The organism is Rhodanobacter ginsengisoli (genome assembly GCF_042657065.1).
In the GTDB taxonomy this organism is placed as follows: Bacteria; Pseudomonadota; Gammaproteobacteria; order Xanthomonadales; family Rhodanobacteraceae; genus Rhodanobacter; species Rhodanobacter ginsengisoli.
In genome coordinates, this window is record NZ_JBHSNF010000003.1 from 185429 (window position 1) to 198553 (window position 13125).

11 protein-coding genes are annotated in these 13125 nt (G+C 67.0%); 10 read left to right on the forward strand and 1 reads right to left on the reverse strand.

Going from position 1 to position 13125, the window contains the following annotated elements:
• Positions 1-227 precede the first annotated feature (227 nt).
• Positions 228-1076, forward strand: coding sequence for a tryptophan 2,3-dioxygenase (locus ACFPPA_RS14320; protein ID WP_377321072.1), 849 nt, complete (start codon positions 228-230; stop codon positions 1074-1076).
• A gap of 113 nt (positions 1077-1189) precedes the next feature.
• On the forward strand, positions 1190-2698 hold the full coding sequence (locus ACFPPA_RS14325; protein ID WP_377321074.1) for a peptide MFS transporter: 1509 nt from the start codon (positions 1190-1192) through the stop codon (positions 2696-2698).
• A 48-nt stretch (positions 2699-2746) separates the two neighbouring features.
• On the opposite strand, the gene ACFPPA_RS14330 is transcribed toward ACFPPA_RS14325, so the two are convergent.
• Complete coding sequence (locus ACFPPA_RS14330) at positions 2747-3235, reverse strand: MarR family winged helix-turn-helix transcriptional regulator (RefSeq protein ID WP_377321076.1); 489 nt, start codon at positions 3233-3235, stop codon at positions 2747-2749.
• A 136-nt stretch (positions 3236-3371) separates the two neighbouring features.
• Here ACFPPA_RS14330 and hppD point away from each other — a divergent pair, with 136 nt between their 5' ends.
• The 8 genes from hppD (at position 3372) to nirK (ending at position 13096) form a co-directional block, all read left to right on the forward strand.
• Positions 3372-4442: a 4-hydroxyphenylpyruvate dioxygenase gene (gene hppD, locus ACFPPA_RS14335; RefSeq protein WP_377321712.1), complete on the forward strand. Its 1071-nt coding sequence runs from the start codon at positions 3372-3374 to the stop codon at positions 4440-4442.
• Positions 4443-4454: 12 nt separating this feature from the next.
• On the forward strand, positions 4455-5762 hold the full coding sequence (gene hmgA / locus ACFPPA_RS14340) for a homogentisate 1,2-dioxygenase (RefSeq protein WP_377321078.1): 1308 nt from the start codon (positions 4455-4457) through the stop codon (positions 5760-5762).
• A gap of 24 nt (positions 5763-5786) precedes the next feature.
• Positions 5787-6773: a fumarylacetoacetate hydrolase family protein gene (locus ACFPPA_RS14345; protein ID WP_377321080.1), complete on the forward strand. Its 987-nt coding sequence runs from the start codon at positions 5787-5789 to the stop codon at positions 6771-6773.
• Between the two features lie 142 nt (positions 6774-6915).
• Positions 6916-8316, forward strand: a complete 1401-nt coding sequence (gene hemN, locus ACFPPA_RS14350; protein WP_377321082.1) for an oxygen-independent coproporphyrinogen III oxidase — start codon at positions 6916-6918, stop codon at positions 8314-8316.
• A gap of 50 nt (positions 8317-8366) precedes the next feature.
• Positions 8367-9128 (forward strand): helix-turn-helix domain-containing protein, encoded by a 762-nt coding sequence (locus ACFPPA_RS19065; RefSeq protein WP_417715082.1) that lies wholly within the window; start codon positions 8367-8369, stop codon positions 9126-9128.
• A gap of 40 nt (positions 9129-9168) precedes the next feature.
• On the forward strand, positions 9169-10152 hold the full coding sequence (locus ACFPPA_RS14365) for an NAD-dependent epimerase/dehydratase family protein (RefSeq protein WP_377321084.1): 984 nt from the start codon (positions 9169-9171) through the stop codon (positions 10150-10152).
• A 101-nt stretch (positions 10153-10253) separates the two neighbouring features.
• Positions 10254-11501, forward strand: a complete 1248-nt coding sequence (locus tag ACFPPA_RS14370) for an NnrS family protein (RefSeq protein ID WP_377321086.1) — start codon at positions 10254-10256, stop codon at positions 11499-11501.
• A 137-nt stretch (positions 11502-11638) separates the two neighbouring features.
• Positions 11639-13096, forward strand: a complete 1458-nt coding sequence (nirK, locus tag ACFPPA_RS14375; RefSeq protein WP_377321088.1) for a copper-containing nitrite reductase — start codon at positions 11639-11641, stop codon at positions 13094-13096.
• The last annotated feature ends 29 nt before the right edge of the window (positions 13097-13125 follow it).

The following is a 13125-nucleotide window of genomic DNA, read 5'->3' on the forward strand; positions in this document are numbered from 1 at the left end:
CAAGACCTCTCTTGATAACAGGCGGGCATGTTGCGCTGCAAGGTACGGCGCAGCATTCGCGGGCGTACGGGAGGGCGTTGCAGGACCGTGCCCGATCGCCGGAAATGGCCGCGCGGCGCGCCTCGCGCGCTGTGGCGTCGGCGACCACGAACCTTTTTCTTCCACCGAGCCGGACCCTCGCAGCGCCCAGCCGTTACCATGCCCTTTTCGAAAACCTGCGGACCACCATGAGCGAGAACCAGCGCGATATCGAAGCGGGCATCCAGACCGACCTCAACGGACAGATGACGTATGGCGGCTATCTGCATCTGGAAACCCTGCTGTCCGCACAGCAGCCGTTGAGCCAGCCGCCGCACCATGACGAGATGCTGTTCATCGTGCAGCACCACGTATCCGAATTGTGGATGAAGCTGCTGATCCACGAACTGAAGGCGGCCGTGGCGCATCTGCAGCGCGACGACGTCGATGCCTGCCTGAAGATCCTGGCGCGGGTGAAGCAGGTGCAGCGGCAACTGTTCGAGCAATGGGCCGTGCTGGAGACGCTGACCCCGTCGGAGTATCTGGAGTTCCGCGGCGTGCTCGGGCCGTCGTCCGGTTTCCAGTCGCTGCAGTACCGGCAGATCGAGTTCCTGCTGGGCAACAAGAACGCAGACATGCTCAAGGTCTTCGCCCACGATCCGGCCGCCCAGGCCGCGCTGCGCGAGGTGCTGGAAGCGCCCGGCCTGTACGATGAGTTCCTGTGCTACCTGGCCCGCCGCGGCCATGCGGTGCCGGCCGAACTGCAGCAGCGCGACTGGACCCAGCCGTACCGGCGCCACCCGGCGCTGCTGCCGGTACTCAAGCGCATCTACGAGGGCCGTGCTGATTTCTGGCCGGAATACCATCTGTGCGAACAGCTGGTGGACGTGGAGGAGAGTTTCCAGCTGTGGCGTTTCCGCCACATGAAGACGGTCGAGCGGATCATCGGCCACCGCCGTGGCACCGGCGGATCGTCCGGCGTGAGTTTCCTGAAGAAGGCGCTGGATCTGGAGTTCTTCCCCGAGTTGCTGGATGTGCGCACGGTGCTGGGCACCTGATCGACCGCGTCGCATCCGGCCGGTTCGTGTTGCGGCGCATTTGACGGCGACGGGTCCTGCGGTTACATCTGACGGATCGCAAGATATTGCGGCCACTCATCCAGGGGACACGCATGGGCCAGACCACCACCGGCGAAGCGGCGCCGATACCCGACTATCCACAACTGCTCGGTCATCCGAAGCCGCTGTGGATGCTGTTCATGTCCGAGTTCTGGGAACGCTTCGCGTTCTACGGCATGCGCTGGGCGCTGACCCTGTACATCGTGTCGCAATTCTTCGGGGGCGACGAGGCGGGACAGGCATCGGCCAGTCGCACCTACGGCGCCTACCTGGCGCTGGTCTATGCCACCGCGGTGTTCGGCGGCTACGTGGCCGACAAGGTGATCGGCTACCAGCGCTCGATCCTGCTCGGTGCGGTGGTGATGGCCAGCGGGCTGTTCATGGTGATGGTGCCGAACCACGCGATCTTCATGCTCGGGCTGGCCACGATCATCGTCGGCAACGGCCTGTTCAAACCGAACATCTCCTCGATGGTCGGGCAACTTTATGCGCCGGGCGACTCGCGCCGCGACCGCGGCTTCACCCTGTTCTACATGGGCATCAACGCCGGCGCGCTGATCGCGCCGGTGCTCACCAGCTACCTGGCCGAGAAGGTATTCGGCACGCCGCAGCACGACAACTACCACGTGGTGTTCGCCGCCTCGGGCGTGGGCATGCTGATCAGCCTGCTGTGGTTCTGGTTCGGCCGTCGCCAGCTCGGCGACATCGGTCGCCCGGCACCGGAAATCGCCAGCCGGATGCGCGTGCTGTACGTGGCGATCGGCGTGCTGGTGGCGATCCCGCTGGTCTACCTGCTGATGGACCGCGCCGGTGCGGTGGTGTTGCAGTGGCTGCTGACGGCATTGTTCCTCGGCGTCGGCGTGATGCTGGTGATCGAGGCGATCCGCAACGGCCGGGTACAGATCCAGCGGGTGATCGCGATGCTGATCATCTTCGTCTTCAACGTACTGTTCTGGATGTTCTTCGAACAGGCGGGCAGCTCGTTCAACTTCCTGGCACAGAACATCGTCGACCGTCAGTTGCTCGCCGGCTGGGCCTTCCCCGTGGGCTGGTTCCAGTCGGTCAATCCGGTCGCGATCGTGCTGCTGGCGCCGCTGGTCAGCCTGAGCTGGGCGTGGCTGGACAAGCGCCGCATCGAGCCGTCGATTCCGCGCAAGTTCGGCCTGGGCCTGATCGGCAACGCGCTGGGTTTCGCGGTGCTGATGTATGCGCTGTCCCACCTGGTCGATGGCAGTGGCATGATTCCGCTGTGGACGCTGGTGCTGTGCTACGTGCTGCAGACCGCCGGCGAGCTGTGCCTGTCGCCGATCGGCCTGTCGATGGTGACCAAGCTGGCGCCGGTGCGCCTGGTCGGGCTGGGCATGGGCGGCTGGTTCCTGTCCACCGCGATCGGCAACAACCTGGCCGGGTTGTTCGCCGGCCACGTAAGCGGCGAGAGCGGCATGACGGTCGCCTCGGCGCTGAGCGGCTACGCCTTCGGCTTCTGGATCCTGCTGGGCTGCGGCGTGCTGCTGTTCCTGATCGCGCCGCTGATCAACAAGCTGATGCACGGCGTGCGCTGAAAGCAGTGGCGAGTCGATCGGCGAGGAGTCGGAAACGAGTGCAATCACTCATTTCCCACTCCTTTTCACCGACTTCTCGTCCAGCAGCTTGTCCAGTATCCGCGTCAGCCAACGCTGCTCCTCGGCATCGAGCCGGGCCAGCACCTCGCGCTCGCGTGCCCGCGCCATCGGCGCCACCTCGTCATGCATGGCCCAGCCTGTTTCGGTGAGGCTGAGCACCGAGCGGCGTTTGTCGTTGTCATGGGTGTCGCGGTTGACCCGCCCGGCCTCGACCAGCCGCGACAGCGCCCGGCTTACCGCCACCTTGTCCATCGCGGTGCGCTCGGCTACCTCGCGCGCGGACAGGCCGGCGAAGCGCGCCAGCACGGCCATCACCCGCCACTCGGTCACCGAGATGTCGTAGCGGCGCTGGTAGTCGTCCGCGATCGCCTGACTGATCGTGTTGGACAGGATCGACAGCCGGTACGGCAGGAAGTGCTCCAGCTGCAGCGGGGCATGCTCGGCGTTGGCGGGGGCTGGCGTGCGCTTGGAGGGCATGACGGCGGGGTTCCTTGCAAATGGTTACATTTGTAACTATAACGTGAGGATCATTTCGACGGTGGCACGCTGTCGCATCAGGTCATCGTGCACCGACATACAGGAGAGCGCCATGAACGCCCAGCCCAATCTTGGCATGCAGGTCACCACATTCGAGAACCCGATGGGTATCGACGGTTTCGAATTCGTCGAGTTCGCCGCCCCCGCAGGTCGCGCCGATGAGCTGCACGACCTGTTCAGGCGGATGGGCTTCAGCGCGGTGCTGAAGCACAAGTCCCGCCCGATCACGATCTACCGGCAGAACGGGGTGAATTTCCTGCTCAACGAGGATCCGGATTCGTTCGCCGCCGATTTCGCCGACAAGCATGGCCCCAGTGCCTGCGGCTTCGCGATCCGCTTCAAGAAGCCGGCGGCCGAGGTGCTGGCCACCGTGCTCGGCAACGGCGGCGAGGCGGTCGAGCACAAGCCACAGAGCAAGGCGGTGGACGCGCCGGTGGTCAAGGGCATCGGCGACTGCATGCTGTACCTGGTCGACCGCTACGGCAGCGCCGGCAGCATCTACGACGGCGACTACGTGGCCATCCCGGGCGCCGAGCAGGATCCGAAGGGCTTCGGACTCACCTTCATCGACCACCTGACCCACAACCTGTATTTCGGCAACATGCAGAAGTGGTCGGACTACTACGAGCGGCTGTTCAACTTCCGCGAGATCCGCTACTTCGACATCAAGGGTGCCAAGACCGGCCTCGTCTCCAAGGCAATGACCGCGCCGGACGGCGTCGTGCGCATCCCGCTGAACGAATCGAGCGACCCGAAGAGCCAGATCAACGAATACCTCGACGCCTACCACGGCGAAGGCATCCAGCACATCGCCTGCTTCACCGACGACATCTACACCACGGTGGAGAAGATGCGTGCTGCCGGGGTGGAATTCCTCGACACGCCGGACGCGTACTTCGAGGTGATCGACGAGCGCGTGCCGAACCATGGCGAGGACGTGCCGCGCCTGCGCCGGAACAAGATCCTGATCGACGCCGACCTGGAGACGAAGCAGCGCAAGCTGCTGCAGATCTTCACCCAGAACGCGATCGGGCCGATCTTCTTCGAGATCATCCAGCGCAAGGGCAACGAGGGTTTCGGCGAAGGCAACTTCCAGGCGCTGTTCGAGTCGATCGAGCGCGACCAGATCAAACGCGGCTTCCTGTAAGGAACGGCTCCCATGGCGACGATCGTCAGCAACGGCTACCAGTCCGGCTTCGGCAACGAATTCGCCAGCGAGGCGATTCCCGGGACCTTGCCGCAGGGGCAGAACTCGCCGCAGCGGGCGGCGCACGGCCTGTACGCCGAGCAGCTGTCCGGCACCGCGTTCACCGCGCCACGGCACGGCAACCGGCGCAGCTGGTTGTACCGGATCCGCCCGGCCGCGGTGCACGCGCCGTTCCGGCCACTGGCGCACGCCGGCCTCCACAACCGCTTCGACGAGGCACCGGCCACGCCGAACCCGTTGCGCTGGGATCCGCTGCCGCTGGCCGACGCGCCCACCGATTTCGTCGACGGCCTGGTGACCCTGGCCGGCAATGGCGGCGCGGGCGAGCAGGCCGGCATCGGCATCCACGTCTACACGGCCAATCGCTCGATGCAGGGCCGCTTCTTCTACGACGCCGACGGCGAGCTGCTGATCCTGCCGCAGCTGGGTCGCCTGCGGATCGCCACCGAGCTGGGCGTGCTGGACGTGGAGCCGCAGGAGATCGCACTGATCCCCCGCGGCGTGCGCTTCCGGGTCGAGCTGCTGGACGATGCCGCACGCGGCTATGTCTGCGAGAACTTCGGTGCGTTGCTGAACCTGCCCGAGCTGGGGCCGATCGGCTCGAACGGCCTGGCCAACGCGCGCGACTTCCTCACCCCGCACGCGGCGTACGAAGATGTCGAGGGCGACTTCGAGCTGATCGCGAAATTCCAGGGCACGTTGTGGTCGGCGAAGATCGGCCACTCCCCGCTGGACGTGGTCGGCTGGCACGGCAACTACGCGCCGTACAAATACGACCTGCGCCGGTTCAACACGATCGGCTCGATCAGCTACGACCATCCCGACCCGTCGATCTTCACCGTGCTGACCTCGCCCAGCGACACCCCGGGCACGGCGAACCTCGACTTCGCGATCTTTCCGCCGCGCTGGCTGGTCGCGCAGCACACGTTCCGTCCGCCGTGGTTCCATCGCAACGTGGCCAGCGAGTTCATGGGCCTGATCACCGGCGTCTACGACGCCAAGGCCGAGGGCTTCGTGCCCGGCGGCGCGTCGCTGCACAACTGCATGAGCGGGCACGGCCCGGATGCGGCCACGTTCGAGAAGGCCTCCGCCGCGGATCTGGCGAAGCCCGACGTGATCGGCGGCACCATGGCCTTCATGTTCGAGACGCGCAAGGTGATCCGCCCCACGCAACAGGCGCTTGCCTCGCCGCAGCTGCAGGCCAATTATCACGAATGCTGGCAAGGTATCGCGAAGCATTTCCATCCGCCGCAGGCCTAGGCGCTGCTCTGTCGGGAGAATCGAATGAAGTTGGGAAGTCTCAAGGAAGGTGGCCGCGACGGCACGTTGATCGTGGTCAGCCGCGACCTCACGCAAGCGGTGAGGGCCAGCGCGATCGCGGCCACGCTGCAGGCGGCGCTGGACGACTGGTCGAACGCGGCGCCGCGGTTGAATGCACTGTCGGACGAATTGAACGCGGGCAAGGCGGCCGGCGCCTTTGCGCTGGACATGGCCGCGCTGGCCGCGCCGTTGCCGCGGGCCTACGAGTTCGTCGATGGCTCGGCCTACCTGCCGCACGTGGAGCGCGTGCGCCGGGCGCGCGGCGCCGAGGTGCCGGCCAGTTTCTACACCGATCCGCTGATGTACCAGGCCACCAGCGCCGGCTTTCTCGGCCCGCGCGATCCGGTCGTGGTGCCCAGCGAGGATTACGGCATCGACCTGGAGGCCGAAGTCATCGTGGTGACCGACGACGTGCCGATGGCCGTCACGCCGGCCCAGGCGTCTGGGCACATCCAGCTGATCGGCCTGGTCAACGATGTCAGCCTGCGCGGGCTGATTCCGGGCGAGCTGGCCAAGGGTTTCGGCTTCCTGCAATCCAAGCCGCGCTCGGCGCTGTCGCCGGTGCTGGTGACCCCGGACGAGCTCGGCGAGGCGTGGCAGGGCGACAAGCTGCACCTGCCGATGCGCACCTGGCTGAACGGTGCCTGGTTCGGTGAGGCGGAATGCGGTGTCGACATGCAGTTCAGTTTTGCCGAGCTGGTCGCCCACGTGGCGAAGACCCGCCCGCTGGCCGCCGGCACCATCGTCGGCTCCGGCACGATCGCCAACCAGGACACCGGCAAGGGCGCCTCGTGCCTGGCCGAGCAGCGCACGGTGGAAACCCTGCGCGACGGCCAGCCCAGCACGCCGTTCATGAAGTTCGGCGACCGCCTGCGCATCGACATCACCGATGCCGGCGGCGCCTCGATCTTCGGCACGATCGAGCAGCAGATCGAGCCACTGAAGCGCTGAGTGCGATAGCGCAGTGGTCGGCGTGCGCCATGGCACGCCGACCGCCGGTTCGACGCCATGCGCCTGCGGCAGGATCGCGCGACAGCCACGCAAATTGATCCTGATCAAGGCATGGGGCAGGCGCTGCCAACACACTGCGCCCATGATCAGTCCTGTCACCACCCCAGAATTCGACCCCGCGTTGATCGCCCGTTACGACGTCGCCGGCCCGCGTTACACCAGCTATCCGACGGCACCGCAGTTCACCGCCGATTTCAACGAGACGGCGTTGCGTACGGTGATCCGGGCCTCCAACGAGGAGCCGATCCCGCGGCCATTGTCGCTGTACGTGCACGTGCCGTTCTGCATGAGCCCGTGCTTCTACTGCGGCTGCAACCGGGTGATCACCCACGACACGACGAAGGCCGATCGCTACCTCGAGCGGCTGTATCGCGAGATCGAGCTGATCGCGCCGCAGTTCGACCGCGATCGGCCGGTGCGCCAACTGCATTTCGGCGGTGGCACGCCGAATTTCCTCGACATCGCCCGCATGCGCGAGCTGATGGAATCGCTGGCGCGGCATTTCAGCTTCAGCCATGAGTCCGCGCGCGAGTACGGCATCGAGATAGATCCGCGCTTCGCCGACGGCGCCTACGTGCGCGAACTCGGCGAGCTCGGCTTCAACCGGATTTCGGTCGGCATCCAGGATTTCGACCCGGCGGTGCAGCAGGCGGTCAACCGGATCCAGAGCTTCGAGCAGACCCGCGAGGTGCTCGAGGCGGCGCGTGCCGCCTCGTTCGGCTCGGCCAGCGTCGACCTGATCTATGGCCTGCCCCTGCAGAGCGTGGCCGGCTTCAGCCGCACGCTGGACCAGGTGGTGGCGCTGGCACCCGACCGCGTTGCCGTCTACGGCTACGCGCACCTGCCGCAGATGTTCAAGGCGCAGCGGCAGATCGAAGCCGCCGATCTGCCCGATCCGGCGACCCGGCTGGCCCTCTTCGGTTGCGCGCTGGAAAAGCTCAGCGCGGCCGGCTATGTCTACATCGGCATGGATCACTTCGCCCGCGCCGACGACGAGCTGGCGACGGCCCAGCGCGCCGGCACGCTGCAGCGCAACTTCCAGGGCTATTCGACGCATGGCGACTGCGATATCGTGGGCCTGGGAGTCAGTGCGATCGGCCGGGTCGGCGACAGCTACAGCCAGAACGCACGCGACCTGATCGGCTATTACGCGGCGCTGGATGCCGGCCGCCTGCCGGTGGTGCGCGGCCTGCAACTGGACGAGGACGACCTGATCCGGCGCGAGCTGATCGGCGAGCTGATGTGCCACGGCATGCTCGACAAGCAGGCGTTCGGTGCACGTCATCTGCTGCTGTTCGACGACTATTTCATGCGCGAACGGGAGCGGCTGCTGCCGCTGCTGGCCGATGGTCTGGTGCAGGAGGATGCGCGCGTGTTGCGGGTGACCTCGCGGGGCCGCCTGCTGTTGCGTATCATCGCGATGTGCTTCGATGCCTATCTGGACGACGAAGCGCAGGCCGCGCGCTATTCGCGTGTGATCTGAGCGTGACCGAGCTGATCGACGCGGCCCCCACCCGGCCCCTCAACACGAACATGCGATCCAGGTACCCGGCAGGTCGCCTGCCCGAGCCGCCCAGCCCGATGGCCGACGATGGCAGGGAGGCGAGTTTCTGCGACACGTGCGCGTTCTCCAGCGTCTGTGTCGCGGCCGGTTACGACAAGCCCGAGCTGGTGGAGTTGCAGTGCCTGGTCGAACATGCCGGGCCGTTCCGCACCGGCGAGCATGTCTTCCGCACGGGTGATCCGTTCCGGGCGATCTATGCGGTGCGGCGCGGCACCGTGAAGACCCGCACGATCGACCGCGAGGGCCGCGAGCAGGTGCTGGGGTTCTATCTGCCCGGCGAGGTGATCGGACTCAACGCGATCTATCCCGAGCAGTTCCCGTGCGATGCGGTGGCGCTGGACACCACGTCCTTCTGCCGCTTCTCGTTCCCCGCGATGAGCGCACTGGCCTCGCGCGTCCCGGCCGTGCAGCGGCACCTGTTCCGCATGCTCAGCAAGGAGCTCGGCAACGCCAGCCTGCTGGCCGGCGACTACAGCGCCGATGAGCGGGTCGCCGCGTTCCTGCTGGATCTGGCCGGTCGCTTCGCGGCGCGCGGATTCTCCGCCACCCGGTTCCATCTCAGCATGTCGCGCGGCGACATCGCCAACTACCTGCGCCTCGCCGCCGAGACGGTGAGCCGGGTGCTCAGTCGCTTCCGCACACAGCAGCTGATCCAGATCGAAGGGCGCGATCTCGACATACTGAATCCGTCGGGCCTCAAGGCGATCGGGCAGGCGTTGTTGCCGGAGTGATCGGGTACCCTGCGGGTGCCCTTTCCAGCCAGGTGAGTCCATGACGACTGTGTTGCTGACCGGTGCCAGCGGATTTCTCGGCGGCCACCTGCTGCGCGAGCTGCGCGCCACGGGCTGCGAGGTCAGGGCGCTGTCGCGCCGGTCCGAATCCGACGCCGTCATCGCCGCTGCCGGCGCCATGCCGGTGCGCGCGGCGCTGGCCGATCAGGCCGCGCTGGCTGCGGCGCTGGAGGGCTGCGCGGCGGTGTTCCATGCGGCGGCCGATACCAGCATGTGGCGGCCGCGGGCGGTCGCGCAAACCGCCACCAACGTGCAGGGCACCGCGAACCTGCTGCGCGCGGCCGGACACGCCGGCGTGCAGGCGTTCATGCATACCTCCTCGGTCTCGGCCTGGTCGCATCGGGTGCACGGCATCATCGACGAGTCGGCGCCGCAGCAGGGCGGCGGCAGCTGGATCAACTACGAGCGCAGCAAGTTCCTCGGCGAGCAGCTCGTGCGTGGCTCCCCGTTGCCGTGGATCGTGTTCAACCCGTCGCACATCCTCGGTCCGGGCGATCGCCACAACTGGGCGCGGCTGATCATGCTGATCGATCGCGAGAAGTTGCCCGGCATCCCGCCGGGCGTCGGCGCGTTCGCGGACGTGCGCGAGATCGCCCGCGCCCAGGTGCGGGCATGGCAGCGGCAGCGCTTCGGGCAGACCTACCTGCTCGGCGGCGAGCAGGCCAGCTTCGTCGATTTCGTGCATCGCGTCGGCGCCGCGCTGGGCCGGCGCACGCCCCGGCGTGCCACCCCGGCATGGGCGCTGATGGGATTTGCCCGGGTGGTCGACGCGTGGTCGCGGCTCAGCGGACGGGAGCCCGACGTCACGCCCGAGGCCGCGGCGCTGACCAGTCATGTGCTGCGGGTCGATTCGGGCAAGGCCCGGCGCGAGCTGGACTATGTCGAGCCGCCGCTGGACGTGCTGCTGGCCGACATGCTGGACTGGATGCGAGGGGAAGGCATGATCGGGCGCACGACGCACTGAGCGAAGGCCCGGCGCAAGCATGGGCCCTGATGCAGATCAGGGCCGCCGGCCGCACGGCCATGCCAGTATGGCGAATCATTCGCATTCGAGCCGCCGGCGCCATGTCCGAACCCCAAGCTACCCGCGAGAAATCCGCCACGTTTGCCGAACTGCCGCACCTGCTGGCCTCGGCGCCGCATCGACTGCTGTTTCTGGCGGGCGCCGTCGCGGTGCTGCTGAGCATGGCGTGGTGGGCGGTGGAGCTGACCTGGATGCGCTTCGGACTGGGCGGCTGGCCTCAGCCGACGATCCCGCCGGCGTATGCGCACGGCATGCTGATCCAGTACGGCATGTTCCCGCTTTTCATCTTCGGCTTCCTGCTGACGGTATTCCCGCGCTGGCTGAACCGGCCGTCGCTGCCGCGGGCGCGCTACGTGCCGGTGGCTGGCTGCGTATTTGGCGGTTACGTGCTGGCGAACCTGGGCCTGCTCGACCTGCCGTGGCTGCTGCGGCTCGGCATGATGGTTATGCTGCTGGGCTATCTGATCGGTCTGGTCACGCTGGCCTCGGTGCTGCGTGCATCGCGCGATCGCAACGATCACGCGCGCTCGTGCGTGCTGGCGCTGGGACTGGGCGCGCTGGGGCTGATCGCGTTCCTGGCCTGGCTGTTCGGCGCGCCGCAGGCGTGCGCGGAACTGGCGATGCGCATCGGCACGTTCGGCCTGCTGCTGCCGATCTTCTTCACGGTGACCCACCGCATGCTGCCGTTCTTCAGCGGCAACGTGGCGAAGGGCTACCGGGTGATCCGTCCGCGCTGGAGCCTGCCGCTGGTATGGACGCTGCTGCTGGCGCACCTGCTGCTGGACTGGCGCGGTGCGCTGGGCTGGCTGTGGCTGACCGACCTGCCGCTGGCGCTGGTGTTCGCCTGGCATGCGCTGGCCTGGCAGCCGTGGAAGGCGATGCGGCCGGGCGTGCTGGCCGTGCTGCACCTGGCGTATGCGTGGTTGCCGCTGGCGTTCGTGCTGTATGCGGTGCAGGACGTGATCTATGCGACCCGCGGCGAATTGCTGTTCCTGCGCGCGCCGCTGCATGCGCTGGCGATCGGCTACTTCGGCTCGATGCTGGTGGCGATGGTGACTCGGGTGACCCAGGGCCACTCGGGCCGGCCGATGCAGATGGGCGCGGTGGCGTGGATCTGCTTCGCCCTGCTGCAGGCGGTGGTGCTGCTGCGTATCCGTGCCGAGTTCGGTGGCGACGTCTACCTGTGGCTGGTGATCGCCGCGTATGGCTGGCTGCTGGCGTTCCTGCCGTGGGTGCTGCGTTCGGCGTGGATCTACCTGACCCCGCGCGCGGACGGCCAACCCGGCTGAGGGCGCGACCCCGGGCGCGTCGCTGCGGCGACTTGTCACAGCCGGCCGCCACGGTTCCGCGGTCTGATGTAGATCATGACTTGACGTGCCGCAGGGCCTACTCTCCGTGACAGGTGTCAACACAAGGGAGAGCACCGATGTCACGCATGTTACCGATCGTCCTGTCAGCGAGCTTGCTGGCGGCTGCACTGTATGCGACACCCACGCTGGCAGCGAAAGCCGCGAGTCATGCGGGCCAGGCCCAGGTCATGGCGGGCGATTTCGGTCCTCCCCAGGGCGCGCCCATCGAGGAGAAGCTGGTGGACCCGCCGGGCGTGCCGGCACCGATCCATCGCAACTATCCGGCGCGGGTGATCGTGCGCCTGGAGACCCGGGAAGTCGTCAAGGAAATCGCCGACGGCGTGCGCTACGACTTCTGGACCTTCAACGGCTCCACGCCCGGTCCGCTGATCCGCGTGCGCGAGGGCGACACGGTCGAGCTGCACCTGCGCAACGACCCCAACTCGCACATGACCCACAACATCGACCTGCATGCGGTGATGGGGCCGGGCGGCGGTGCGGTCTCGACCGCCACGGCGCCGGGGCACGAGAGCGTGTTCACGTTCAAGGCACTGCGTTCGGGCGTGTTCGTCTATCACTGCGCGACCCCGCCGGTGCCGATGCACATCGCCAACGGCATGTACGGGATGATCGTGGTCGAGCCGCCGCAGGGCCTGCCGAAGGTCGATCACGAGTACTACGTGATGCAGGGCGATTTCTACACCACCGGCACCTATCATGAGCCGGGCCTGCAGTCGTTCGACATGCAGAAGCTGCTGCTCGAACAGCCGACCTATGTGCTGTTCAATGGCCGCGAAGGTTCGCTGGCCGGAGACAACGCGCTCAAGTCCAGCGTGGGCGACAAGGTCCGCCTGTTCGTCGGCAACGGCGGCCCCAACCTGGTCTCGAGCTTCCATGTCATCGGCGCCATCTTCGACGACGCCAATGTCGAGGGCGGCACCCTGGTCAACCACAACGTGCAGACCACCCTGGTTCCCGCCGGCGGCGCGACCATGGTCGAGCTGAGCACGCCGGTGCCGGGGACCCTGCTGCTGGTCGATCATTCGATCACCCGTGCCTTCATGAAGGGAGCGCTGGGCCAGATCAGCGTCAGCGGTCCGCCGCAGCCGGCGATCTACGAGAAGGGGCCGAGCACCGCGTTTGTCAGCAAGACCGCGCAGCCCGCGCAGCAGAGCGTGGCGCTGAGCGTCGGCGACAAGGCGGCCGATGGCAAACGGGTCTTCACACAGATCTGCTCGGCCTGCCACCAGGGCAATGCGATGGGCTTGCCGGGTGCGTTCCCGCCGCTGGCGATGTCCGACTACCTCAACTCCGATCCGAAGCGGGCGATCGGCATCGTGCTGCATGGCCTCAGCGGCAAGATCACCGTGAACAGCACGGGTTACGAGTCGGTGATGCCGGCGCTGGGGCCACAGCTCAGCGACGACGAGATCGCCAACGTGCTGACCTACGTGTTGAACAACTTCAACAACAAGGGCGGCACGATCAGCGCGAGCGAAGTCAAGGCCGTGCGCAAGGCCGGGCCGGCGAAGTAGGGAGCAGTCGGTGGCGATGCCCGCGGGTG

Bases quoted from the DNA above. Each gene is read 5' to 3' on its own strand.
- ACFPPA_RS14320 (WP_377321072.1), top strand. From the start codon at position 228: ATGAGCGAGAACCAGCGCGATATCGAAGCGGGCATCCAGACCGACCTC.
- ACFPPA_RS14325 (WP_377321074.1), top strand. From the start codon at position 1,190: ATGGGCCAGACCACCACCGGCGAAGCGGCGCCGATACCCGACTATCCA.
- ACFPPA_RS14330 (WP_377321076.1), bottom strand. From the start codon at position 3,235: ATGCCCTCCAAGCGCACGCCAGCCCCCGCCAACGCCGAGCATGCCCCG.
- hppD (WP_377321712.1), top strand. From the start codon at position 3,372: ATGCAGGTCACCACATTCGAGAACCCGATGGGTATCGACGGTTTCGAA.
- hmgA (WP_377321078.1), top strand. From the start codon at position 4,455: ATGGCGACGATCGTCAGCAACGGCTACCAGTCCGGCTTCGGCAACGAA.
- ACFPPA_RS14345 (WP_377321080.1), top strand. From the start codon at position 5,787: ATGAAGTTGGGAAGTCTCAAGGAAGGTGGCCGCGACGGCACGTTGATC.
- hemN (WP_377321082.1), top strand. From the start codon at position 6,916: ATGATCAGTCCTGTCACCACCCCAGAATTCGACCCCGCGTTGATCGCC.
- ACFPPA_RS19065 (WP_417715082.1), top strand. From the start codon at position 8,367: ATGCGATCCAGGTACCCGGCAGGTCGCCTGCCCGAGCCGCCCAGCCCG.
- ACFPPA_RS14365 (WP_377321084.1), top strand. From the start codon at position 9,169: ATGACGACTGTGTTGCTGACCGGTGCCAGCGGATTTCTCGGCGGCCAC.
- ACFPPA_RS14370 (WP_377321086.1), top strand. From the start codon at position 10,254: ATGTCCGAACCCCAAGCTACCCGCGAGAAATCCGCCACGTTTGCCGAA.
- nirK (WP_377321088.1), top strand. From the start codon at position 11,639: ATGTCACGCATGTTACCGATCGTCCTGTCAGCGAGCTTGCTGGCGGCT.